Source organism: Fibrobacter sp. UWH5 (assembly GCF_900142505.1).
GTDB lineage: Bacteria > Fibrobacterota > Fibrobacteria > Fibrobacterales > Fibrobacteraceae > Fibrobacter.
Genome location: NZ_FRBB01000012.1, coordinates 13,070 through 36,242 on the forward strand (window position 1 = coordinate 13,070; position 23,173 = coordinate 36,242).

The following is a 23,173-nucleotide window of genomic DNA, read 5'->3' on the forward strand; positions in this document are numbered from 1 at the left end:
TGAAAAAACAGCAAAAATGCAGCCATACAATCGGGTTTGACAGAGCAACGGCGCCTTCGCAATCGGAATACAGACTTTAAAATGCGTTTTCGCAGCAACGGCACCGTGTACGAATTGACTTGACACAGCCATTTTGCAAGCTCTGTCAAGTCAAGTTGTATTGCTGAGAAAAGATTGTTTAGTTGCTATTAGAAAGCTGCGGCGCCAAAGCCGGTTTCAGCCAAAAAATTGCGCTTCTACAGTAAAAATGCAGTTTTGAAGGGGCTTACAAAATCCAGAAAGTTTGCTAGCAAGTCCCGACCATACGTTTCGGCTTGACACAGCCAAAAGAAAAAACTTTTGAAATTTTTCAAAGCGCAATGTATTCCGATGTTTTTTTCGCAACAAAATTTTTGATTTGTAGAAATGATAATGAAAAAAAAGTCCGTTCAAGTGACCGGACCTTTTTTTCCCAAACATCCGGGGTGTATAATAATTACTTCAGGATTACCTTCTGGCTGTAAACCTGGCTGCCCTGCTTGATCATGAGGATTGCAGGACCGCGGGTTTCTGCCTTCAGCTGAATGCTGTTGCTGCCTGCCTTTGCGTTGATGTTTTGAGTAGCAATCATCTGACCTAGTCCGTTTATAAGAAACGCCTTGGCCGAACCTGGTTCGTTTCCTATAAAGATTGCGTTTATGGGTCCCTGCTGGATATCAATGGAACGCAGGCCCACTCTAGTAAAGTCTGTGTTTGCAGGCGTTGTAATTCTTGTTTCGCCGTCATTGATGGTAGAGGGAGCAAGGCCGCCTACGGCAATGCCTTCGCACTTCAGTTCCTTATTGTCATTGAAGTCCAAGAACGTTACCTTGGTACCGTCCTCTTTCCACAGGATAATGTTGTCCAATTCCAGGGAGGCATCCACATCTACGCCTTGAACATTGATGCCGATGACTACCACCTTGGAAATGTCTTCAAAATCCATGCCCGGTTCCGAGGATCCGTCAAATGCAATCTTGATATTCTGCCATTCGCCTGTAAAGTCGTCAAAGTCACCAAGGCTCACCTGCTTCCATTTCCAATCTGCGGACATGTTGAACAGGGTTACTCCAGACCATGAGCTGCTGGATCCCTTGAACTTGATGTCAAAGGACATGGCTGTATATTGGCTCCAGTCCTGGGCGGCAAAGCTGTAGCTAAGAGTTCCTGTTTCTGCGGTGTCGCTTTGGGCTTTGTAAATCACCTTCATTTCACGATCGCTATTATCCAAGCTCTTTTCTACAAGGGCGTCGATGGAGTTGCCTTCGAACTTGGGCAAACCATAAGCGGCACGCATGGCGTTCAGACTTTCGTAATCCAGGATGCCGCGGTTCTTGTTTCTGCGGATGATGGTCATGTTGCCGTTGCCTTCGTCACCGGTATCCCAGATGCAGGGCACGAAGCCGTACTTCTTGGAAAGTTCCGCAATTCTGCCGTAGTAGTCGGCGCGAGACTTCAGATGCAATCGAAGGTCTTCGCCTTCAATTCAAGACGCTTGATGACGCCGAATTCACCGATGACCATAGGAATGTCCTTGAAATCTTCTCCTAGCATGGCGAAGACGGAATCCACATATTCGGGGCTGGCGTAGGCGCCTTTCTTAACATTGTGAGCGACATCTGTGGTGGAGTAGTTGCCTTCGCCCCAGTAACGCACGGTGTTGCCCCAGTCAGCATCCTGTTCCATCAAGGCGAACGTATAGGGATAGAAGTGGAATTCTCCCATCATGTAGTCGGTGCCGGCAGGGTCAGCAGGGAAGTTTCCCTTCAGGTAATTGTGGGCCTTGTTCTCGTCGGTGTCGGGTGCCTGCACGATGATGGTGCGTGTAGCGTTGTTGCCGCCGGAACTGCGAACGGCCTTGATCATGGTCTCGTGATAGGCTTTCAGTGTGTTGGCGTTGTCCTGTTTCAGTCCGTCGCCACTTTCGCCGGGCTCGTTGGTGCTGGCGAACAGCAGATGTTCATCGTAATCCTTGAACTTGGCGGCAATCTGTTCCCAGTAGGATTTCTGGCGGGCATTGATCTTTTCGTCTACGGAAGTTCCGATATGGTCTTCCAGCCAGCCGTTATCCCAGTGGATGTTGAGGATGGCGTACATGTCTCGCTTGACTACGTAATCTACCACGGTCTTTACGGAATCCAGCCAGGCGGCATTAATGGTGTTCTCGTCACCGTCAGGAGTATAAAGTGTCCAGTTGGAGTCTACGGCGATGGCGTTGGAATGGCTGTACCAGGCGCAGGGAATGCGGACCGTGTTGAAACCCGCGGACTTGACGGAATCGATCAGCTCCTGGGTGGGAAAATCGTTACCCCAGGCGGATGGGTTCATGGGAACTTCCAGCGTGTTTCCGATGTTGTAACCCATTCCCATTTTCGCGAAGACTTCTTTTGCAGTGGGAAGTGCATTGGCTGAACTAAATAGTAGACCAATGCAGCAGGGAATGCTGAAAATTCTTTTGAAATTCATCGGAAGGTCCTCTGTTTTTTGCCTTTCCATAAACTATTCTAAAAAAAAAGAAAGGCAATGTTCTTTCAAAGTGTAGACCTAATATAACTAAGTAAAATATCACACCCTTTTACTTACTGAGATTTACCTATCTAAAAACTGTATCTTAGATACTTGGTCTAACCTAATTTTTTGTTGGTTTAGACCATTTTTTAGTATTTTAGGCTTTGGCGGCGAAGCTAATAAACTGTACTATTTTGGCGATTTTACAGCAGAAATGCAGTTTCCAATGGGTTTACGAAATGAACCTTTTATGCTAGCCCTGACCAAAAGTACGTTTCGGCTTGACACAGCCATTTTGCAGATTATGTCAAGCCATTTTGTATGGCTGCGTTTTTACTATATAATTGTAATGCGACTGTGCCAAACAGTGCAAAAACAGCGTAATTTCGACAATTTATGCTCTTTTGTGTGCTTTAGCCTGACAAACCATTTGATAAAAATGGGCAATAGGTGCGCTGAAAAAATTTGAGTGACACCTACTGACATGCTGGATTATCTATATTCCCTGTGTACATAAAGAGTTTTGCTCTTGTCCTCGCTTGAAACTTCGACAATTTCAGATCAGAGTGCAAGGCGACGCTCACGCTTGCTACCGGGCTATGCTTGGCGGCATCGTTTTGCTATATGCATATTTAATAGATCTACCTGTACGCAAACGACTCTTTTGGGTGCATCTTGCACCAGCTGCCGTTTTTACGGCACGCTTTTGGGGCGTGGGTTGTTTGCGTTTATTTGTTCAGGGCAGTCGAAGGCCTGCTTTGCGATGGGATTCTTTACGAAGTTCACTTCTACGAAATGCTTGTAGAACTTGCCTGCGAATTCGCGGACAGCCGTAGTTTTGCCGACCTGGCGGGCGCCTGTAAGCAGCAGTGCCTTTTCATGACCCGACTTTAGCCAGTTTTCTAGGACCTTCGTTAGCTTTCTTTTTAACATTTTACAACTTTTTGCAATGTTTTTTAATGATGTTTTGCAACTTTTTGCTTTGCTTTGACATCAGTCCACGATGGCTTGAACGAAGAGAAAGCCAGCGTCATTTAGGCGCTGGCAGTAATAACCCCTTAAGGGGTGGTTTGTGATTCTACCAGAATCTGTAGGAAATTTTGAGCAACTAGTTCGCGAACTGCCAGGTATCGAACTGCACATCACCCTTGATTATCAAGTAGACGGTGTGAACGCCGCTTGTGATGCCACTGCACTTTGCTTCCAGTTCCTGCCAGTCGCTTGCAGAACTGTTGACTGTGGCAACGTTTGCACCATCCCGTTTATCAAGACGGAGAGTTACAGAACCCTTGCCCTTCACCAAAGCCTTCAGAGTTTTTGCACTGCTGAAATTTACATTACGAACTTCGATGATGCCTTCTGTAGGTGCGGGGCCGTCCTTGCTGGGAGTACCGATTGTAGCCACCATGTGGCCCGGTTCCTCTGTCTGCACGTAGCGAATGCCCAAGGTAGCCGCAGCTGTTGATGCCTGCTGCACAATATAGGGGTCAAGATTCTTGATAGCCTTTACGCCCTTGTAAGTCGGCTTAGCTTCCTTGATGACAACCTTTGCTTCGTCCACCTCGATTTCGTCAACCAAGATGCTGCGGAAACCGCCATGGGAACCGATGGAAGCCTCAAGAATTGCTGCCTGATAGAACAGATACCACTTGTCCTGATACTTATGGAGATGGGTGTGGTTGTTGCCGTAGGTCATGCCATTTTCACCCATGTTCTTGAAGTAGTTTCCGCCGTAGGTCCAGGAATCGGGATTCAGCGGCTCGGTGCTGGTAAAGTAATTCATGCTGCAGGCAGTTGGCGCCTCGCCACCCCAATCCCAGGGCGTATGGTCATCCCAGTCGTTGTTGAAGGTGTACACGTACTTGCCGTTAATATAATTGAGCTCATTAGCCTCGAAATGGAACGGGGACGGAAGCTTGACCGGATCCCCATCGAGAGAGTGCAGATCTGGTTTGAGCTTGGCGATCCAGCCTTGACCATTACCAAACGAAAGCCATCCATCGCCATTGTCGTCAATTACAGCACCTGGGTCAAATATGGAGCCGCTGCCCTTTACAACGGGATGGTCGCCATCGATAAGGCTCTTGCTCAAAGGAGATGTCCACGGGCCTACCGGAGACTTTGCCTGGATAACACCGGTGCCAAAACCGCTATTGGAGAAATAGAGGGAGAAGAGGGTGCTGCCATCGGCCTGTTCCTTGCTGATGATGCTTGGTGCCCATGAAGCCATAATCCAGGGAGCCACCTCGCCGACAGGAATCAATCCGTGGTAAGTCCAGTTGACCATATCGTCGGTGGACATCATTACCAAAGTCTTGATCTTCTCGTAAGTATTGCTGACGCCTTCTTCGTACTGCTGATGGTCATTGGTTCCATACACATAGAGGCGTCCCTTGTATTCAATGGCGGTCGGGTCTGCGCAGTACTGGAAATCCAGAATAGGGTTGCCGTTGCCCACGCCCAGTTTTGGGGACTTCACTGGCATCTTGCTTACAGTGCCGTCAGAGTCCTTTGCGCGGATAATGATTTTACCGAAATTAATGGTCGCTGCATCACTAGGTGTGTTGGGGCTTACGACCAGTGCCAAGCTAACGAGAGTTTTGCCCGGTTCAAAGGTCAATGCAAAATTTTTTGCACCGCTAGAGATTCTTTCCGTTGTCTTGGTTTCGTCGCTGTAGGTTGCGATTACGTCAATATTGTCGTATTCGACGGCCTTGGTAAAAGCTATCTCAACCTTGGTGAAAACGTCCGTGTCCAGGTCGTGAATATCCCAATAGTTGTTGGCGTATTGCTTGTAGGTAAAGCTGTTGTTAGTTGTGTCCTTTTCGCCGCCGCCGCCAAACCAGTCCACGATGATATCTTCAATAGTGAGAGCGATATCGTACTTCGCCACGTTCTTTATGTCATCATCCTTGTCGAGAGGGTCGCTAGGCTGCTCTTGAGAGACGCTGTCTTTAGGCTGAATAGGATTGAGGGAATCCTTGGGCTGTTCCGGGTTGAGTGTATCCTCGGGAAGTTCCAGAGAGGGGTCGTCATCAAGGTTCTTGTTTACGGATTCATCGTCTCCGCAAGACATTACCATGGACGAAACGGACACAAGCGTTGCCGCAAGAAAGATTTTCTTATTCATATTCGCACCCAATGTTTTGGTAATTACCTCTTATGAAAATACGCTAAATCCATAGGTTGTGAAAATATGGAGGGTGGAACCTCATATGTTTCGTTGAGAATTTCTAACCACTTCACAACAACGAAAAAAACGGAATCTTACACAACGAGACTGTTCTCGTTCGATATTTTTTCTATCACGATGTCCCCGAGATTGCCTTGATTTCTGAAAAGTACAGCATGGCGACAAAGTCAAAGGCTGCGAAAATTTCGGCCCCCCGCGTCCTGTGATTCTTAACTTCAAAGAAATGATTGCCTCCTATCTTGTGTCACAATTGATTAAGACCCATTTAAACTCCTCGAATTCAATGGGTTTAACGTGATTTTAGAACGCGTCAAGAATTTGTTAATATAACGGAAATCAGTAACATTGCGATAAATCTTCATAAAGTTGTCAAATTCGACCTCTTTAAAATATGGCGAATTCGCCACATTTATTACAAACGCAATATCTCTATAGTTTCCATTAATAGGGGTCGAATTCGCCCCCCCAAAAAAATTAGCAGTTCTTCTTTCCAGACGCCTGCGACACCATTTCCAGCAGTTGCTGCTTTGAAACGAAATTCAGCACGGAGAATGCGGTCAATTTTTTCCCGAGTTCGTTGATGGATGAACCGATGTGATAAACCGTCTCGTCCACAATGATGAACCTGTCATGAACATTCTGCATGCCTTCGAGTTTAACAGTTGGGAATTGACGATTCAGTCGTTCTTCTTCCTCTCGCAGATGTCGGTTTACATGCCCGGAATAGACAAACGCATTTACACCCGCAGACTTCTTGGCAACAAGTGAGAGTGCGACATCATCTGCGAAAGGATCAATGACGATGATTTCTTCCTTTGCGGAACGCACCAGCTGGCAGGCAAATTCATACCCACTCCACCAGGATTTTGCATTCAGGATGCCCTCACTGGGAGGTAGGTTTGCCTTGACGAAAAAGTCCACCTGCTTTTCGAGAGTGGCTAGGCGAGAGCTCGTTTCCATGCCTTTTGTGTCAAGTTCGTCCAAACGTTTTTCGTGATTAATCAGTTGCCTGTCAACTCGTTCTTCAGTCAGCATAAAGCGTTGGTTTACACTTGCTCCGCGCAGAAGATGTTCCTTGAGAACCTGGTTGGCCCATTGGCGAAATAAAATACCATTTTGCGATTTAACCCGATAACCTACAGATAAAATCATGTCAAGAGTGTAATGCTCAACATTTCTTGAGACTTTTCTCCCACCTTCTTCTTGAACTGTCGCAAAATTTGCGACAGTTGGAAGTCCTCGCAATTCTTCCTTCAAGGCGTTATTAATATGCTTTCCAATTGTTTTGACATCTCTACCGAATAGAACTGCCATTTGTTGGCGATTTAGCCATACAGTATCTTGATCCAAACGCGCTTCAATGTGAAATTCGCCGCCCTCGGGCTGATACACGATGATTTCATTCTTCTCTTCCATATTTATTCCTTTGTGTTACAAGCTGGATATAAAAACACAAAATTCACTTCAGCAATTTGTTTTGCCCGATACTTTCCAAAACTGTCATCTGCGAAATTGCAATCTGGTTCAGCTCTGTTATGCGTTCGCTTTGCGTTACACCCTCGTTGATCAAGACGGAGTTTAACGATTCCATGTTGCTGAGGCAAATCAGTTGGTTGACCGTCGCGTAATCACGGACGTTCCCCGGTAGTGTAGGGTTGGCAGTGCGCCACTCCGCTGCTTTGAGACGCTGATATTCTTTTACCATGAGTAATTGAAATTTGGGACTAATCCACATTCCGAAATGGTATGCGATATCGCGGTGCGCGTAGATTCCTCCGTATCTTCCGGATTTAGCAATAATTCCGATTGCGTTGGTCTGGAGAATCCACTGTTTTGTTGATAGAACGAAATTGTTGGAACCGGCGGCATTTTTAATTGTACCGAATTCGGTATAATTAAAATTTGGATTATAGATTGATTCCCATTCTCCAATATATTCGGTATTCATAACTTCAATCTTGCTCATATTTACTCCTTTGTGTTACAAGCTGGATATAAAAACACAAATTTAATGCACAAATGTTCTAGTGAACAAAATATAACCAATTTTGTAAAAATGGGCAATAGGGACGCCGAAAAAATTTGAGTGACACCTACTGACATGCTGGATTATCTATATTCCCCGTGTACATAAAGAGTTTTGCTCTTGTTCCGAACTGAAAACTTCGACACTTTTCAAAAACCCGGTGCAAGACGAACGCTCACGCTTGCTATCAGGCTTTGCTTGATGGCATCGTTTTGCTATATGCATATTTGATAAATCTGCCTGTACGCAAACGACCCTTTAGATGCTATTGCATCTGCTGCCGTGTTTACGGCACGCAATTGGGGCGTGGGTTGTTTGTGTTTACTTGGTTTTGGGCAGTCGAAGGCCTTCAGTTGGGTAGATGCATTCAATTCCACGCCTTTTTCCTTTAAATGTGTGTGAAGTATGCTACAAGAACGACTCTTGCTGAGTTTGCTCTTGTTCTACAGCTGAAAACTTCGACACTTTTCAAAACCATTGAATAAGACAAACGTTCGTTGACCTATGGTTGCATAGGCCATGCTGTACCCTGGGCGTACTGTATCCATTCGGTGCCCGGGGAATTCGTGCGTGTATCCACATGTGCGTTTACGAGCGTTTTCTTTGCTTGTTTTGACATCGCAGTTTCTTGCTCCCGACTGAGGGTGAACTCGTTCACCTTTTCTCAGGGGCAAGCTATGCCGAAAGAAAAAACGTTTTTTATAAACAATAGACGTTACTTGGGAAACAAGTTTAAACTACTGCCTTTTATAAAAACGATTGTTGAAAATGAATGTAGAGATGTCAAGACTGTAGCGGATATTTTTGCTGGGACTGGATCCGTTGCTTCGGCCTTTTTAGATAAAGATCTTGTTGTAAATGATTTTCTTTATAGCAACCATATTTGCCATATTGCTTGGTTTAGTCCGCAAAGATTTTCAAGGAAAAAAGTAAAATCCATTATTCGCAAGTACAACGAATTGTCTGAATTTCCAGATAATTACATGAGTCATAATTTTGGGAACACTTTTTTCTCTATCGATGATTGTCGCAAAATCGGTTTTATACGAGAAGATATTGAAATTCAATACCATAACAAACAAATTAATGAGAAAGAACGAGCTTTACTAATAACCTCATTGCTTTACGCAATGGATAAAATCGCCAATACTTGCGGTCATTACGATGCCTACCGTAAGGGCGTTTCATACGATAAGCATCTTGAAATGTTGGTTCCTGCGTTTACAAAAAAATTGAGCAGGAGAAACTCTTGTTATAACATAGACACAAATGAACTTGTGAGAAAGATAGAGGCTGATTTGGTCTATGTTGATCCGCCTTATAATTCACGACAATATTGCGACGCTTACCATATATTGGAAAATGTAGCTCGGTGGGAAAAACCCGAAGTCTCTGGCATTGCAAGAAAAATGGATCGCTCAAATTTGAAAAGCGATTATTGCACAAAAAATGCGACAACAGCTTTTGAAAATTTGGTGGAAAACATTCATGCCAAATACATCCTTCTTTCGTATAACAATATGGCGGAAAAAGGTAACGATCGTTCAAACGCCAAAATATCCGATAGTGACATATTAAGAATTTTAGGCAAGAAAGGCGAGGTAAAGGTTTTCTCAGAGGAATATAAGGCGTTCAGCGCTGGAAAATCTGACATTAGTGATAATGAAGAACGTTTATTTCTTTGCATTTGCCATCCTTCTAAAGAGCTTATTCCATCCGCATTAAATTATACCGGAGGTAAATTTAAGCTGCTCTCTCAATTGCTTCCGCTTTTCCCTCGGAAAATTGATGTTGCCCTAGATCTGTTTTGCGGTGGGTGCAATGTTGGAATAAACATAAACTGTAAGAAAGTGATTTTCAATGACAAATGTGAATTACTTGTCGGATTGTTAAAAACATTGAGAGAAAATTCAATCGATGTTGTGTTTGAACAAATTTTTAAAATAATTGACTGTTACAACCTTTCGTTAGTATCAAAAAATGGTTATGATTTTTACGCATGTAATAGTCAACAGGGTTTGGCAAAGTACAATCGTTCCGGTTTTAATGATTTAAAGAAATCTTTCAATAACAACAAAAAAAGAGATACATACTTTTTTTTACAACTATTTGTTTTGATTGTTTATGCATTCAACAATCAAGTTCGCTTTAATGCAAAGGGAGAGTTTAATCTTCCTGTTGGCAAGAGGGATTTTAATAAAAAAATGCAAATGAAATTGAAGTCTTTCATGGAAAGACTTCAATCCGGAAATTATGAATTTCAAAGTGTTGATTTTTCATCAGTTTCTTTAGACGAACTAACGGAAGAATCTTTTGTTTATGCGGATCCCCCATATCTTATATCCTGTGCTTCGTATAACGAACAGAACGGTTGGAATGAAGAACAGGAAACACTCTTACTTGCATTATTGAATAAAGTTAATGAAAAGAACGTAAAATTTGCGTTATCCAATGTTTTAGAACATAAAGGCTTACACAATTTGGTTCTAGAAAAATGGCTTTTGGAGCATCCAGAATATGCGGTGATTGATCTCAATAAGGATTACAGCAACTCCAATTATCACGCAAAAAATACAAACAAAAAAACTAGAGAAGTTCTCATTGTCAATTATGAGGTATAGCATGGAAGATCGTTTTGCTTTTAAGTCATATTATTGGAGTTTAGGAACTACAAGCTTCCGAATGGCCAATTTTAATCTTATGATTGAACGCCAACTTCAGTTGATTGACCAATTCTGGAAACTGCCTAGTAACGCAAATGCTCGATGGAATTCAAACCAATTATTGCAGGAGTCCTATTATAATTTTCTGAAACAAGAAAATTTCATTGAAGGTAATGCGGAAAGAAAAGATAAAGATGCGCGAGAAAAAACATCAGGTCTTGTAGACATCGGTTTATTAAATGATGAACGACATTTAACGCCGGTTGGTCGATATCTATTAAAAATATCAAATGAAGGTGATTTTGAAACTGATAATTTTTTGCAGATTCCCAAAGATAGTTTTGTTTATTTCTTGCAGTTGCTGAAAAGTTATGACGCAAATTTAAAAATTCGTCCTTTTGTCATACTGTGTAAATTTTTAAAGAAATTTGGATATCTCACATGGGAGGAATTTGCATATTTACTTCCTTTATGTATTGATAAAGAAAGTACTCTTGACATTGAAGATCTTGTTGAAAAGCATCGAAAGCAAACAATTTCGATAGACAAGGCTATCATCAATGTGTTTATGAAAATGGACAATTATAAATCGGCGTTAAACTATTTTCTAAATATCTCCAGTGTTGATGTAGATGTATTAACGCAGATTGGAATGAACAGAAAAAGTAGAGCGTACGATGCCCAGTATTATCCGTTATACATGGCTTTGAAAAAATGCTATGTAGAAAACGATATGTCTGACCGAGCTATTATAGAACTTTTTGAAAAATCTAAACTGAAAAATGTCGCTACATATTGGCGCAATCTTTTGTTTGATTCTTCATTGAAATCGGCAAAAAAAAGCAATCCCTTTGCGCATTTACGAGCAAATTTATTTACGGATTGTCATAACGAAAGGGATTTCAAGACGAAATTTTTTAAACAAATGCATCTTTTTAAGGCGAAGAGATCTTTAGATGACTATTCCGATTTAAATCGACGTTACTTTAAAGTAACCGACACTGTCATTTATTCAGATTCAATAGTAGAATTTGATGTACTTCCTAAGGCTTTCTTTGATAATGTTGACGATCGTTTTTTTGATTTAGCTTTTAAAGCCTCAAATAATTTGGAGGAATTGAAATCCTTAAAAGAAATTTCTCCGTTCCTAAATGTCGACCAGGCATGTATTTTAGATTCGCTCGGTAATTTGTTTGATGTTAAGGTTTCTGATGCTTCTCAAGCAAAAACACTTGTTTATGATGAACGATATAAAAGATTTAATAAACTTGTCGACGAAAAATTCACATCCGAAAAAATTATTCATTTACTTCAATTATTTAAAGAAAGAAATGATAAGGAAATACAAAAACTTACAACTGACGGAGCTGACGCTCCAACACTATTTGAATATGTTCTTGCAATTGCATGGTATCAAATCAGTGAACGCCAGGGCGATGTACTGAAATATATGAATCTTTCTTTAGAGGCTGATTTGATGCCCCAAACGCATGCAGGTGGTGGTGAAGCTGATATTGTTTATAAATATCCCGCAACAAAGGATTATCCCAAGCATGACCTATTAATCGAAGCTACATTGGCCGATTCAACAAATCAACGAAGAATGGAAATGGAACCAGTATCTCGCCATTTAGGGGAGTATTTGTGCAATAACAATAAGTCAAATGCGTACTGCATCTTCCTAACAAATTTTTTACACCTAAATGTAATTTCTGATTTCCGAATGAGAATAAATCAGCCGTATTATGGAAATGGCGGCGGTGAAATTTCAGGTATGAAAATCTCGCCAATGGAAACGGACTTGTTGATTGCCATTCTTCAGAAAAATTTAAAATATGGTTCTCTATATAAAATGTGTAGTGACTTATTTGAAAGCGAATTAAACCCGAAAGAATGGTACGAGGAATTAAAGAACAGAATCGTAAATTGCGCATAAACAAAACGATCGGATGGACAATTCTAAACCTTACCACAAAATCGTTGGCATTCAGCTGGATGTAAAGTCCGTAATGCGGAACTACCGCCGCAATGAAATTGCCCAATTCAGGTTGGCGGAAGTTGTGAAGGAAGAACTGTCGAAAATTGAAAAGTCTTCTGTATCGGGTGATATGATAGGCTTCTCGGATTTTATTAAAGAATTTATTTTTAGATTGCTATTATAAAATCTGAAAATTTAAAATCCGAAAAGTTTTATGAAAAAGAAATTTGTTTTGTCGGCGGCAATGATTGCTGCTCTTGGATTGGCGGGTACCGCCCAGGCGGCACAGACGGTGATTAAGGTGGATGATACCAAGCCGGGTGTGGTGATCAACAAGAATAATATGATGTCTGCGGATTTGGCTATCTGGAATCCGCCTAGCCGTTATTATGATATGACCGACGCCCTGGTGGATGGCGGTTACACTTTGTTCCGCTTCCCTAACGGCAGCTTGAGCAATGATTACCATTGGAATGGTATTGGCAAGTATGATAGCACGGGCCTTTGGATCACTACGGAAGAAGAGGGCAAGTACGCTCCGGGTTTCTTGGGCGAAACCATTTACCGCGGTACCACCAAGGACAATTACGGTTTTGTGCGTCGCTGCCACCTGGCTGACGGCAACATGGAAACCATGTGGTGGGGCGAGATTCTGGATCCCAACGATCCGCCTTGGGTTGTGGTGGAATTCCCCGAAAAGAAGAACATTGATTCCATTTCTATTAGCTGGGGTGAATTGCGCCCCAAGGCTTTCCAGTATGAATACTGGACTACGGATTATGCGGAGTATCCTGGCGTGCATCAGGCGCTGACCAATGATTTGAAGCTGGAAGCCAACGTGAAGGTGACTGGCCCGGAAACTTTGTACAAGGGAAAGTCCGTGCGCACTCGTTATGTGGCGATCCGCTTTAAGTTGCAGGACTTGCCGGGCAAGGGCGTGCAGATTCGCGAGATGAAGATGTTCAGTAACGGCGAGGATTTGCTGGCTGGAAACGAATACAAGATGTATGCCATGTCCACCCGCAATGGCGACAAGGCCCGCACCGACTGGACCAACATTCCCTGGCATTTCGAAGAGTTCATGAAGTATCTGGGAACGCTGCCGAAATCCGCCGACGGCAAACCTGCCCAGGCTGTGATTTGCGTGAATGCGGGTACGGGCACTTCCAAGGAAGCTGCCGCTTGGGTGCGTTACGCCAACAAGGTGAAGGGTTACAATATTAAGCAGTGGGAAATCGGTAACGAACTGGACGGAGAGTGGGAAGAATCTGGCCCTATTTCTGCCCGCCATTACGCTGCTCGATTCCTGGAATACGCCCGCGCCATGAAGGCTGTGGATCCCACTATCATTTTGCATGGACCGCTGCTCAGTACTCACAAGATGATGCAGAAGGGCGCCGGCATTCTGGATGGAAAGTACTGGATGGAAGAATTCCTCCGTATTGTGGGGGAGGCGGAAATCGCCGATGGCAAGCGCTACCTGGATGCTGTGGACCTGCATAATTACCCGTACTGGACTCCCAATGGCGCCAACGCCAAGGACATGCTGAAGGCCATGCTGGATGTGGGCCCCAACATGGATACGCTGGATGTTTGGATGAAGCGTCACTTGCCTGGCGTGGATAAGGTTCCTTCTGCTTCTGGCGAAGAGAAGCGTCGGGTGTTCCTTTCGGAATTCAGCACCAACGTTCAGGGTTACAGCCTGTTGATGGATTACCCCCAGGCAACGGCCATGGCCATGATTTTTGCGCAGCATGCGGTGCGCTTTGGCGACCGCTTGCAGGTGCTGCCCTGGGACGCTTTCGGCAACCTCTTCAAGAGCCCGGACGATACTTGGGGTACCATCAGTATGACCGCCCTTCTGAAGGAAGGTTCCTGGAACAAGTGGAAATCTCTGGAGCCTACTGCGGAATACTACGGCGTGTATATGACTTTCAAGCAGTTCCTGGAAGACGGCTTTGCTGTGGTTCCTGTGGAAAGTTCCAATTCTGAAGTTGTGGCTTATGCCTTGGCGAAGAAGGGTGCTGCAGGTGTTGGCGACTCGGCCCGTGTTCTTTTGGCAAATTTGTCTGACGTTGCGCAGGTTGTACAAATTGATCGCGCTTCCGTGGGATCCAAGAAGGAAAATTCCCGCATTGAAGTGGACGTGTTTGGCGAGGATCAGTTCAAGTGGATTGGTGATGGCAAGAATGCCTATCCCTATCCCAAGATGGGTCCCAGTGGCCGCCGCCTGAATCCGGCAAAGTCCCGCGATGTTATGATTCCTCCTTTCGGTATGGCGGTGGTGCAAATCAATCCCCGCGTTGTTGGGGCTGACAAGGCCTCTGCAAAGAATGCCGCAACGCCTGTAGTCCTTGCCGCAGCTCTTGAAAAGAAGGTCATGATGCGTGGCGATACCCTGGACTTGTTTGGGACAGTCACCCAGCAGGATGGTGAAATTACTGGCGCATCCATTAAGATTCCTGATTTTGGCCCCAAGGGCGGTTCCAAGACGGTGAATATTACGCCCGATGACGGCAAGTGGAATGCGTCCATCGAAAGCTTCCATGTGAAGGTCCCTGTGCCGGAAACTGCAAAGATTACCGCTGCAACGGAAAAGCTTCCGGAAATGGAATTGACGGTTACAGGTCTTGGCGGCAAGAAGACTGTGCAGAAGATTCCGTTCCGTGTTCGTGGCGCTTACCGTACCACCAGCTGTATGCAGAACTTCGACAACGGTATTGATGCCGTGGATTGGTTCCCCGTGGTGAATGGCGACAACGCCACCTCCATGGATGCCAAGGTCTACAACGGCAATCCGCCCCTGGGTGGTTATATCCGTCATGACTGGATTATTGAGCAACCTCCTGAACTGGGTTGGCCCAACTACTCCGGCGCTTACTATGTGCTGCCTCCCGAAGTGAAGAACTCCGTGGGCATTGTCTTTGATTACTCCACCAACCACAACAATCCCGACGGTTACATCGAACTGCAGATTATGTCGGAACAGGTGAAGGATTACGACGAGTTCATGGTCCGTCTGAAAAACACCCGCGGCAACTGGGTACGCGACACTCTCATCTGGGAAAACATGACTCAGGAAGGTTGGGGCAAGAACGTTCCCCAGCTGGATCCGAGGCAAATCAAGAACTTCGCCTTCAGGGCCCGCTGGAGCGGCAAGGGCTTCATCAGCCTGGACAACATTTACCTGTTGCAGGAAGATGGCAAGGAAGTTCCCATGCCCAAGGGCCTGAGAAGATTGCGGTAAATTTCACGGTTTCGGAAGAACTTTAAATAAAAAATCCGGGCTGCAAAAGCTCGGATTTTCTTTTCAAGAATTGTATTTAGTAGTGTTTATTCGTATGTTCCTACGAATAAATGTTCCTTGCGTGCGTTCTTCAGGTATTCTACATAAAAGTTTGTGGTCCCGGTTTCGATGCCGTCCCGGCATATGAAGGAGACGGCTATGTCGGTACAACCATATTTCTTGATGTAGCGGTAGCCCACGAATGAAACGAAGTTTCCTGAGCCTACGGATTCTGAAGCCTCTTCTGTCCATCCGGCAGCCTGCATGATGGCTGGGTAGGTGGTGTCGCACATGGCGGTATTGAATTCCTTGTGAGAAACCTTATACATGGGAGTTTCTGCGTCAAGGGTTTCTACGCCCGGTGTTGTGGTGGAAAATTTGAAACTTTCAAGAAGGGTTTTCATTTCTTCCACCGTCATGGGGGATTCCGTGCAGGAGTCTTCAATATTGTTGCCGTTGGTGCTGTTTGACGGGGATGAACTGTCGTCGGAACAGCCTGCCAATACGCAAAGGGCGATTGTTGATATAAGGGATAAAATTTTCATCTTCATTTTCTTGGCTGATAATCTCAAAATAAAAAAAGCCGCAGCTTAATAAACTGCAGCTTTTTGATAAGGGTGCTGTTGCAACGTTTTTAGCGAGCTTCGCGGTCCACCCAAGGTCTTGCGTTGAAACCAGTGTAAATCTGGCGGGGACGGTTGATCTTGGAGTTGGGATCGTCGTGCATTTCCTTCCAGTGGGCAATCCAGCCGGGCAGACGACCGATAGCGAACATCACAGTCAGCATGTCGGTGGGGATGCCCATGGCGCGGTACAGGATACCGGAGTAGAAGTCCACGTTGGGGTACAGCTTACGTTCGATGAAGTATTCATCCTTCAGGGCGGCTTCTTCAAGCTTCAGGGCGATGTCCAGCAGCGGGTCGTGAACGTGTTCGCGTTCGAAGACCTGGTACATCAGCTTCTTAAGAACCTTGGCGCGAGGGTCGTAGCTCTTGTAGACGCGATGACCGAAACCGGAAAGACGGAACGGGTCGTTCTTGTCCTTGGCCTTGGCCATGACCTGGTCGATGGTCATGCCGCTTTCCTGGATGCGGAGCAGGGTTTCCAGCACAGCCTGGTTTGCACCACCATGGAGCGGGCCCCACAGGGCGCAAATGCCTGCGCAGATAGAAGCGTAAAGGTTTGCCTGGGAGCTGCCCACCATACGGACGGTAGAAGTGGAGCAGTTCTGTTCGTGGTCGGCGTGAACGATGAGCAAGGTGTTCAGGGCCTTTTCCATAATCGGATCCGGGTGGTAAGGACGAGCCTTACTGCTGAACATCATGTTCAGGAAGTTACTGCAGTAGCTGCGTTCTGCTTCCGGGTACACAAACGGTTCACCGATGCTAGCCTTGTAGGAGAAGGCTGCAATGGTGCGGATCTTGGAAATAAGACCTGCGGTTGTGAGTTCGAAAGCGCTGGCGATGTTTTCGTCGTCGTAGAAGCGGGGGGTGAACAAGCCCACGGCGTTCACGATGGAGCTAAGGATACCCATGGGGTGGGCGTTAGGCGGCATCTGACGGAAGAAGCTCAGCAGGTTTTCGTGGAGGAGTGCGTTTTCGGTCAGCAAGGTGCGGAAATGGGACAGCTGCTGAGATGTGGGCAGTTCGCCGTAAATCAGGAGCCATGCAGTTTCCGGGAAGGTGGCCTTTTCAGCCAAGTCTTCGATGGCGTAACCGCGATAGCGGAGAATGCCCTGTTCACCATTCACGTAGGTGATAGAGCTCTTGGTGCTACCGGTGTTCAGGTAACCGTAGTCAAGCGTTACAAGGCCAGATTCCTTGCGGAGCTTGCTGATGTCGAGACCGTGTTCGTTCTCAGTACCTTCACAGACGGGGAGCTCGAAGCTCTTTCCGTTGTAGTTCAGTATTGCGTTGTCGGACATTGATCCTCCAGTGTGAGGTTTGAGGTGTGAGGTCGCTCGCGATGCTCGCTTTGAGGGGCGAGGCCTCTTGCCAAAACCTTTTTGTTCATCGTAAAATGTGTTTTGCAAAGATAGCTAACACAAAGTACTTATGCAAAATCCATGCCATGAAACTAAAGCAATGAAGTCGGACTCTAACCTCAAAGGGCCGAAGGCCCGACCTCATACCTCAAAGCCTCATGGCTTCGCTCCTACTTCTGCAGTTCCTTGACAGCCTTGTAGATGTTGTCGAAGAGCTTGCCCAACTTTTCGGTAGGCACTGCGGAGAAGGCCAGACGGATAAGACCACTCAGCATGATGGTGCCGGTGCTGTAATCCTTGATGAGCTTCTGGCGGAGTTCTTCGGCGTCGACGCCCTTGGGCTTTACGCACATGAAGTAACCGCTGTTGAAGGGCATGGCTTCGAAGGCTTCTGCGTATTCCGGATGGGAAGCGAGGACTTCCTTGATGATGTCGTAGCGCTTCTTGAGGGTTGCGTACTTTTCAGCCTTCTGTGCATCGTATTCTGCAGACTGGTAGGCGGCGAGAAGAATCTTCTGGGAAATGGACGGACCGTTACTGATGTTGCCACGGACGGTACCGGCGGCCTTGTCTTCCAGAGCCTTCAGCTGTGCTTCAGTTGCGCCCTTGAAGCCAAAGCTCATGAAACCAACGCGGAAGCCCCAAACGTAGTCTTCCTTGGTAGGACCGTCCAGCTTCACAGCCAGCAGATTTTCGTGTGCGTCCACAATCTTTGTAAAGAGGGATTCGCGGGTGACGCCTTCTTCGTAAACCAGGCCGAAGTATGCGTCGTCCATGAGAGCCACAACCTTGTTACCTGCAGCAGCGCAATCGGTCAGGATCTTTGCGATTTCCACGGCTTCAGTTTCGGTAGCGGTATAGCCAGTCGGGTTGTTGGGGAAGTTCAGGAGCACGACCTTCTTGTCGCTCTTGCCTGCAGCGAGGGCTGCCTTGAGAGCTTCGGTGTCAAAACCACCGTTCTTGAAGGTATTGAAAGTCTTGATTTTTGCGCCGCGGGCGTTTTCAAAAACCAGTTCGTAGTTGTCCCAGTACAGGTCCGGAATGATGACTTCGTCACCGGCGTCCAGGAAGAGGTAGCCGGCGCAGCTGATAGCGTGGGTCAGAGCGCAGGTGACCACCGGGTTGCTGAATTGCTTGGAAGCGAGGGTGGGGTTCTTCTTGATGACCTGTTCCTTCCATGCCTTGCGCAGGTCCGGATTACCGAAGCTGGGAGCGTAGAGGAAGGAGTTCTTGGGGAGGTTCAGGGACTTGAGAACGCAATCCAAAACCAGCGGAGAACCGTCGTCTTCGAGAGCGGTACCGATGGTAGCGTTGATGTCGGAGCCCTTAGCTTCGGCACCCTGGCCAAGAATACCCTTGCGGGGGAAGAAAATGGCCTTGCCCTGTTCAGAGAGCATGTCGAGAACCTTGCAGCCGTTTGCAGAAAGTTCGGCGTTCAAGGCAACTGCGAGAGGATTGTAGTTCATTTTTCGTTTCCTGTTGAAAAATTTGTTTAAACCGAGGGCAATTTAGTTTTTTTTGACCCCACTCGCAAGGTAGGAGGGGACTTCCGCGAACACAAAAACAGCCCAAAAACGGCAAAAAAATGTTCGTCTTTTTCACAAATCGTATTACAATATTTGTTTGTAAGAAAAATGTGATTTTTTAGGGGGGGGGGAGGGTTCCCCCTCTGCGGGGGGGGGGGGGGCTCCCCCGCAACGCCCCCGGCAAATCAAGTTGATTGTAGAGGAATCATGTTCAGCAATTGCTCTTTCGTCAAAAATTCTAAAACAGAAAATGCGGTCAGCTTGTTGCCCAAATCCTTTATGGATGCTCCTACGTGATAGACTATGTCGTCGACGATGATAAAACGGTCGTGAACATCTCGAATATTCAGGACCTGTACGGTGGGTTTTGACGATTTAATAGATTTTGCCAGGAGTCGTAGAGTCCTGTCGTCTGCATAGGGATCGATGATAATGATTTCTTGTTTTGCTGAACGGACGAGCTGGGCTGCGAATTCGTAGCCGCTCCACCAGGATTTCGCAGGAATTGCGCCTTCTGTGGGAGGCGTGTTTAGCTTGACAAAGAAATCTACTTGCTTTTCGAGAGCATCAAGCCGATTGTCGTGAGATTGTAGATTGTTCTCGTGATTGACTAGCTGCTGGTCAATGCGTTGCTCGGAAAGCATCGAACGCTGGTTGATGCTGTAGCCTTTGAGAAGGTGGTTTTTAAGGACTTGGTTTGCCCAGCGACGAAAAAGGGTTGCATTTTTGCTGTTTACCCTATATCCGACGGATAATATCGCATCAAGATTGTAGTATTTCGTTTCGTAAACCTGTTGGCTTGCATTACCCATATGTTCCAAAACGGAACATGTGCTATGTTCATCTAGTTCCTGAGATGCGTAGATGTTTTTTAAGTGTTTTGTAATTGCGGGCCGTTTTGTGCCAAATAGCTCTGCAATTTGAGCCTGCGTCAGCCATACGGTTTCGTTTTCGAGACGGACATCAAGATACAATTCGCCATCGGCATGGTAGGCGATGATTTCGCCTTTCTCAGGCTTTTTTTCCAGATGATTTTCCACCGGAAACTCCGAGGAACGCATTTCCCATGATGCGAGGAAACTCGCGGGCCCCTGTCGGGGGATGTAATAAAAACCGGCGTTTCCGGCTGGGATAAATATACAAATTGCAAAAGTCAAATTATGACAGTCTGTGTTTTTTGACTATATTTTTTTTTGAGAAAAGGGAATAAATTAGGAGGACAAATGAATATAGGCCGCCTGCGAACTATTCTGAGCGCAAAACCGCGTGTCGCTCAGCTCGCTATGCTGTTGTTCGTGGCAACAATGCTTGTTGCATGCGGCGACGATAATGGCTCCAGCGCTACGGACGAGGGGGCCGGCAGTTCCTCCAGCGTCATTCTGAGCGAAGGCTCCGCCGAAGTCGAAGAATCCAGTAGCAGTGTGGTCCTTTCGTCGGCATCGAACCTTGAGCCTGTAGCGTATTCCTCCAGCAGCTTCGTCTGGTTGCGTGAAGATATGGTGGATTCCTCTCGTCTGACCATTTATCGATTCCTGTATCCCCGCGCAGACATGTCCTTGGATACCGGGTACTTCAACGGAGACGAATGCCGCTTTGAAGCTGAAGGAAAGTTTCTTTGTGAACAACGTTCCTGTATTGCCTATGATGGTGGTGAAATTCGTATCCCGCAAAGTTATGGGATTCTTGGCGTTAGCGCAAGAGACAAGGACGGCGCCTATAGTGAGTACTTCCACACCAGCACAGATATTACGCGACTGGTGGATATAAACTTTGGCGATAGCGCACTTACTACATTCATTCCGTTTGCTGACATTCCCGAGTTTGATAGGGATGGCATCTTGGAACAACTCTCTGTTTTACCTGCCGAGCCTTGCTCAACTTTATTTCATTTTGAAGGAAATTATCAATTGCAAGCGGATGGATTGCCTGAAGGAATTGTACTTTATCGCGATGGCCAAGGAATCAAGGGACGTGGAGATTCTCGGGAATACTATTCGGCTTTATTCCCGAAGGAAGAGTTGGACGCCGTGAAGGCGCACATTTATGAGGCCGGTCAAGATGAAAAGTCTTCTTACAACAAACTCATGGTAGGATATTACAGTGAACTGAAATATGCTCCAGATAGAGGACTTGATATCTCCAACCAAACGATTACAGCAGAGATTAATGATTTTGGCTGCGGAATTGTGTTGACATCCTATAAAACGGATATGATGGCTGGACTTTGTGAAGGCTGGAAAATCCCCGAAGATGCAAAGGTGTTTTCCTATCGCCTAATCAACATTTCTGACAAGGTCCCTGAAAATCCTGTCCAGTGGAAATTGACCTATATGGATCAGTATGGCCGAGGTGGCGCCTTGGATATTGTCACCCAATTTGAATAGGCAAAAATCTCAAATTTTAATTTAGCAGTTTTATTTAACGTACTCCTTTTAGTTGAAGTATTGGTTGTTTGTTCTCTATAACGACATTTGATGAGCTCTTAATGGGATGGGTGCCATTGACGAAATAGGACTCTTTTTTCTGCAACTTTTTAGTATTCCCTTTTTTTATTGAATTTATTTTAGCTGAGTAGTTGCAATCAGAGGGTATCTTAGGAAATGGAGCAAAACGAAGACTGCCGTCATCTTGATATTGACAAGAAATTGATGCTGGACGATCGCAAATCTTTCCGGTAAATGGAATCGAATGAAATCGAGTCGTTATTAAATAGTATGAACTCCATGTTTTCGCTTGTAAAAGAGAAATTGAAAAAATAAGAATCAATAGTATTGGTTTCATTTTTTTTGAAAGAGCTAGAGGATTCCCATTTTTACGATTATTTTACATAAAATCATGCAACATTTCCTCGTTCAAAACGTGTTATAGTATGTAGGGCGAAAACGCCCTGCGCTATTGCGGGGGCGTTCCCGCCTGGATAAAACTATGGCGACATTTGATGAAAAAGTCGAAAATTCGATGGCACAACTGTGTTGAACTATGCCTAATTGCAGGAGGTCTTTATGACAAAGAAAAGTGTTGAAACTATTAACAAGAACTTTGTTCTTGATATTCGCGGAATCATTGAGCAGTCTCGTAGGAATGCTGTCCGTAGCGTAGATTTTTGCCGCGTTCAAATGTATTGGAACATCGGGCGGCGCATTCAAGTAGAGGAACAGAAAGGCAAGAAACGGGCTGATTATGGTTCGTTTCTCTTGAAAAACCTTTCCAAGGAGCTGGAACCGGAGTATGGCAGCGGATTTTCTGTGCGTCAGTTGGAAATGTGCAGGCGTTTTTATACCCTGTATCCAATTGCGAACGCAGTGCGTTCGCAATTGAACTGGACGCAATATCGAGATTTGATTAAGATTGATGATCCTGAAAAACGTGAATATTATGAACTGGAAACGATCAATAACGCCTGGACCAGCCGTGAACTAGAACGCCAGATTCATTCTCAGCTTTATGAACGTCTCTTGATGAGTTCTGACAAGGAAAAAGTCCTGGCTGTGGCTCGCAAGCAGCGTATTCCAGAAACACCTCAGGAAGTTATCAAGGATCCCATGGTCTTGGAATTCCTGGGCTTGGAACGAAACCCTGAATATTACGAGAGGGATCTTGAAACAGCCATCATCAATCACCTGCAGCGTTTCTTGTTGGAACTTGGAAACGGTTTTGCCTTTATCGCAAGGCAAAGAAGAATTCTCCTTGAAGATGACCTTGCCCGAAGATAACGAGACAATTCTAGCAAGTGAGTTCAAACTTTACATGCCGAGCAAGGAACAGCTGATCGCTAAAGTTAAACAGATCCGTGAGGATTTTGAAAAAATACATGCTGAAAGGTCCTAGGTTTTTAAGAAATTACCTATAAATTTCCCAAAATTTTGGTGTTTATAGGTAGGATTTTAGTTTGTGCGTGATGAAACGAGGCATTTTCGGGCAAATGAACTGTATTTTTGGCCAAAAACGGCCTTATTCAGGGGCTTTCCAAGAGTGTTTTACAAGAATTTTC

15 protein-coding genes and 1 pseudogene are annotated in these 23,173 nt (G+C 45.4%); 6 read left to right on the plus strand and 10 right to left on the minus strand.

Annotated features, from left to right (window positions below; translation table 11 throughout):
* Window positions 1-475 precede the first annotated feature (475 nt).
* From BUB38_RS10335 to BUB38_RS10360, 6 genes are all read right to left on the minus strand, one after another.
* Window positions 476-1,483, minus strand: a complete 1,008-nt coding sequence (locus BUB38_RS10335) for a hypothetical protein (protein ID WP_073160248.1) — start codon at window positions 1,481-1,483, stop codon at window positions 476-478.
* Window positions 1,474-2,484, minus strand: a complete 1,011-nt coding sequence (locus BUB38_RS10340; RefSeq protein ID WP_073160250.1) for a glycoside hydrolase family 5 protein — start codon at window positions 2,482-2,484, stop codon at window positions 1,474-1,476. Before BUB38_RS10340 ends, BUB38_RS10335 begins: the two co-directional genes overlap by 10 nt.
* A gap of 735 nt (window positions 2,485-3,219) precedes the next feature.
* On the minus strand, window positions 3,220-3,459 hold the full coding sequence (locus BUB38_RS10345) for an AAA family ATPase (RefSeq protein WP_073160252.1): 240 nt from the start codon (window positions 3,457-3,459) through the stop codon (window positions 3,220-3,222).
* A gap of 175 nt (window positions 3,460-3,634) precedes the next feature.
* Window positions 3,635-5,656 (minus strand): glycoside hydrolase family 43 protein, encoded by a 2,022-nt coding sequence (locus tag BUB38_RS10350; RefSeq protein WP_073160254.1) that lies wholly within the window; start codon window positions 5,654-5,656, stop codon window positions 3,635-3,637.
* A 537-nt stretch (window positions 5,657-6,193) separates the two neighbouring features.
* Window positions 6,194-7,135 (minus strand): RhuM family protein, encoded by a 942-nt coding sequence (gene rhuM / locus BUB38_RS10355; RefSeq protein WP_073160256.1) that lies wholly within the window; start codon window positions 7,133-7,135, stop codon window positions 6,194-6,196.
* A 43-nt stretch (window positions 7,136-7,178) separates the two neighbouring features.
* On the minus strand, window positions 7,179-7,685 hold the full coding sequence (locus BUB38_RS10360; RefSeq protein WP_073160258.1) for a KilA-N domain-containing protein: 507 nt from the start codon (window positions 7,683-7,685) through the stop codon (window positions 7,179-7,181).
* Between the two features lie 737 nt (window positions 7,686-8,422).
* Here BUB38_RS10360 and BUB38_RS10365 point away from each other — a divergent pair.
* Genes BUB38_RS10365 through BUB38_RS10380 form a run of 4 tightly spaced genes read left to right on the plus strand, consistent with a single transcriptional unit; the run spans window position 8,423 to window position 15,633 of the window.
* A complete protein-coding gene (locus tag BUB38_RS10365; RefSeq protein WP_073160260.1) occupies window positions 8,423-10,366 on the plus strand; it encodes a Dam family site-specific DNA-(adenine-N6)-methyltransferase in 1,944 nt (647 codons plus the stop codon).
* Window position 10,367: 1 nt separating this feature from the next.
* The gene (locus BUB38_RS10370) at window positions 10,368-12,344 is read left to right on the plus strand and encodes an AlwI family type II restriction endonuclease (RefSeq protein WP_073160361.1); all 1,977 of its coding nucleotides are present in this window, start codon (window positions 10,368-10,370) and stop codon (window positions 12,342-12,344) included.
* Window positions 12,345-12,357: 13 nt separating this feature from the next.
* Window positions 12,358-12,570, plus strand: a complete 213-nt coding sequence (locus BUB38_RS10375; protein WP_073160262.1) for a hypothetical protein — start codon at window positions 12,358-12,360, stop codon at window positions 12,568-12,570.
* 30 nt (window positions 12,571-12,600) lie between these two features.
* Entirely contained in the window at window positions 12,601-15,633 is a 3,033-nt protein-coding gene (locus BUB38_RS10380; protein WP_073160264.1) for a discoidin domain-containing protein, read from the plus strand.
* Between the two features lie 86 nt (window positions 15,634-15,719).
* Here the strand turns inward: BUB38_RS10380 and BUB38_RS10385 are convergent, their stop codons facing one another.
* From BUB38_RS10385 to BUB38_RS10400, 4 genes are all read right to left on the minus strand, one after another.
* Window positions 15,720-16,223: a hypothetical protein gene (locus tag BUB38_RS10385; RefSeq protein ID WP_175547674.1), complete on the minus strand. Its 504-nt coding sequence runs from the start codon at window positions 16,221-16,223 to the stop codon at window positions 15,720-15,722.
* Window positions 16,224-16,306: 83 nt separating this feature from the next.
* Window positions 16,307-17,596, minus strand: coding sequence for a citrate synthase (locus BUB38_RS10390; RefSeq protein WP_073160268.1), 1,290 nt, complete (start codon window positions 17,594-17,596; stop codon window positions 16,307-16,309).
* A 230-nt stretch (window positions 17,597-17,826) separates the two neighbouring features.
* A complete protein-coding gene (locus BUB38_RS10395; protein ID WP_073160270.1) occupies window positions 17,827-19,122 on the minus strand; it encodes an aminotransferase class I/II-fold pyridoxal phosphate-dependent enzyme in 1,296 nt (431 codons plus the stop codon).
* Between the two features lie 245 nt (window positions 19,123-19,367).
* Entirely contained in the window at window positions 19,368-20,243 is an 876-nt protein-coding gene (locus BUB38_RS10400) for a virulence RhuM family protein (RefSeq protein ID WP_073160363.1), read from the minus strand.
* Window positions 20,244-20,405: 162 nt separating this feature from the next.
* Here BUB38_RS10400 and BUB38_RS10405 point away from each other — a divergent pair, with 162 nt between their 5' ends.
* Both BUB38_RS10405 and BUB38_RS10410 read left to right on the plus strand, forming a co-directional pair.
* Window positions 20,406-21,566, plus strand: coding sequence for a hypothetical protein (locus BUB38_RS10405; RefSeq protein WP_073160272.1), 1,161 nt, complete (start codon window positions 20,406-20,408; stop codon window positions 21,564-21,566).
* A gap of 618 nt (window positions 21,567-22,184) precedes the next feature.
* Window positions 22,185-22,880: pseudogene (locus tag BUB38_RS10410) on the plus strand (PDDEXK nuclease domain-containing protein); the annotation flags it as partial.
* Between the last annotated feature and the right edge of the window lie 293 nt (window positions 22,881-23,173).

Coding starts and splice junctions, on each gene's coding strand:
- BUB38_RS10380 (WP_073160264.1), top strand. CDS start 12,601: ATGAAAAAGAAATTTGTTTTGTCGGCGGCAATGATTGCTGCTCTTGGA.
- BUB38_RS10345 (WP_073160252.1), bottom strand. CDS start 3,459: ATGTTAAAAAGAAAGCTAACGAAGGTCCTAGAAAACTGGCTAAAGTCG.
- BUB38_RS10360 (WP_073160258.1), bottom strand. CDS start 7,685: ATGAGCAAGATTGAAGTTATGAATACCGAATATATTGGAGAATGGGAA.
- BUB38_RS10390 (WP_073160268.1), bottom strand. CDS start 17,596: ATGTCCGACAACGCAATACTGAACTACAACGGAAAGAGCTTCGAGCTC.
- BUB38_RS10340 (WP_073160250.1), bottom strand. CDS start 2,484: ATGAATTTCAAAAGAATTTTCAGCATTCCCTGCTGCATTGGTCTACTA.
- BUB38_RS10400 (WP_073160363.1), bottom strand. CDS start 20,243: ATGCGTTCCTCGGAGTTTCCGGTGGAAAATCATCTGGAAAAAAAGCCT.
- rhuM (WP_073160256.1), bottom strand. CDS start 7,135: ATGGAAGAGAAGAATGAAATCATCGTGTATCAGCCCGAGGGCGGCGAA.
- BUB38_RS10405 (WP_073160272.1), top strand. CDS start 20,406: ATGAATATAGGCCGCCTGCGAACTATTCTGAGCGCAAAACCGCGTGTC.
- BUB38_RS10365 (WP_073160260.1), top strand. CDS start 8,423: ATGCCGAAAGAAAAAACGTTTTTTATAAACAATAGACGTTACTTGGGA.
- BUB38_RS10385 (WP_175547674.1), bottom strand. CDS start 16,223: ATGAAGATGAAAATTTTATCCCTTATATCAACAATCGCCCTTTGCGTA.
- BUB38_RS10395 (WP_073160270.1), bottom strand. CDS start 19,122: ATGAACTACAATCCTCTCGCAGTTGCCTTGAACGCCGAACTTTCTGCA.
- BUB38_RS10350 (WP_073160254.1), bottom strand. CDS start 5,656: ATGAATAAGAAAATCTTTCTTGCGGCAACGCTTGTGTCCGTTTCGTCC.
- BUB38_RS10370 (WP_073160361.1), top strand. CDS start 10,368: ATGGAAGATCGTTTTGCTTTTAAGTCATATTATTGGAGTTTAGGAACT.
- BUB38_RS10375 (WP_073160262.1), top strand. CDS start 12,358: ATGGACAATTCTAAACCTTACCACAAAATCGTTGGCATTCAGCTGGAT.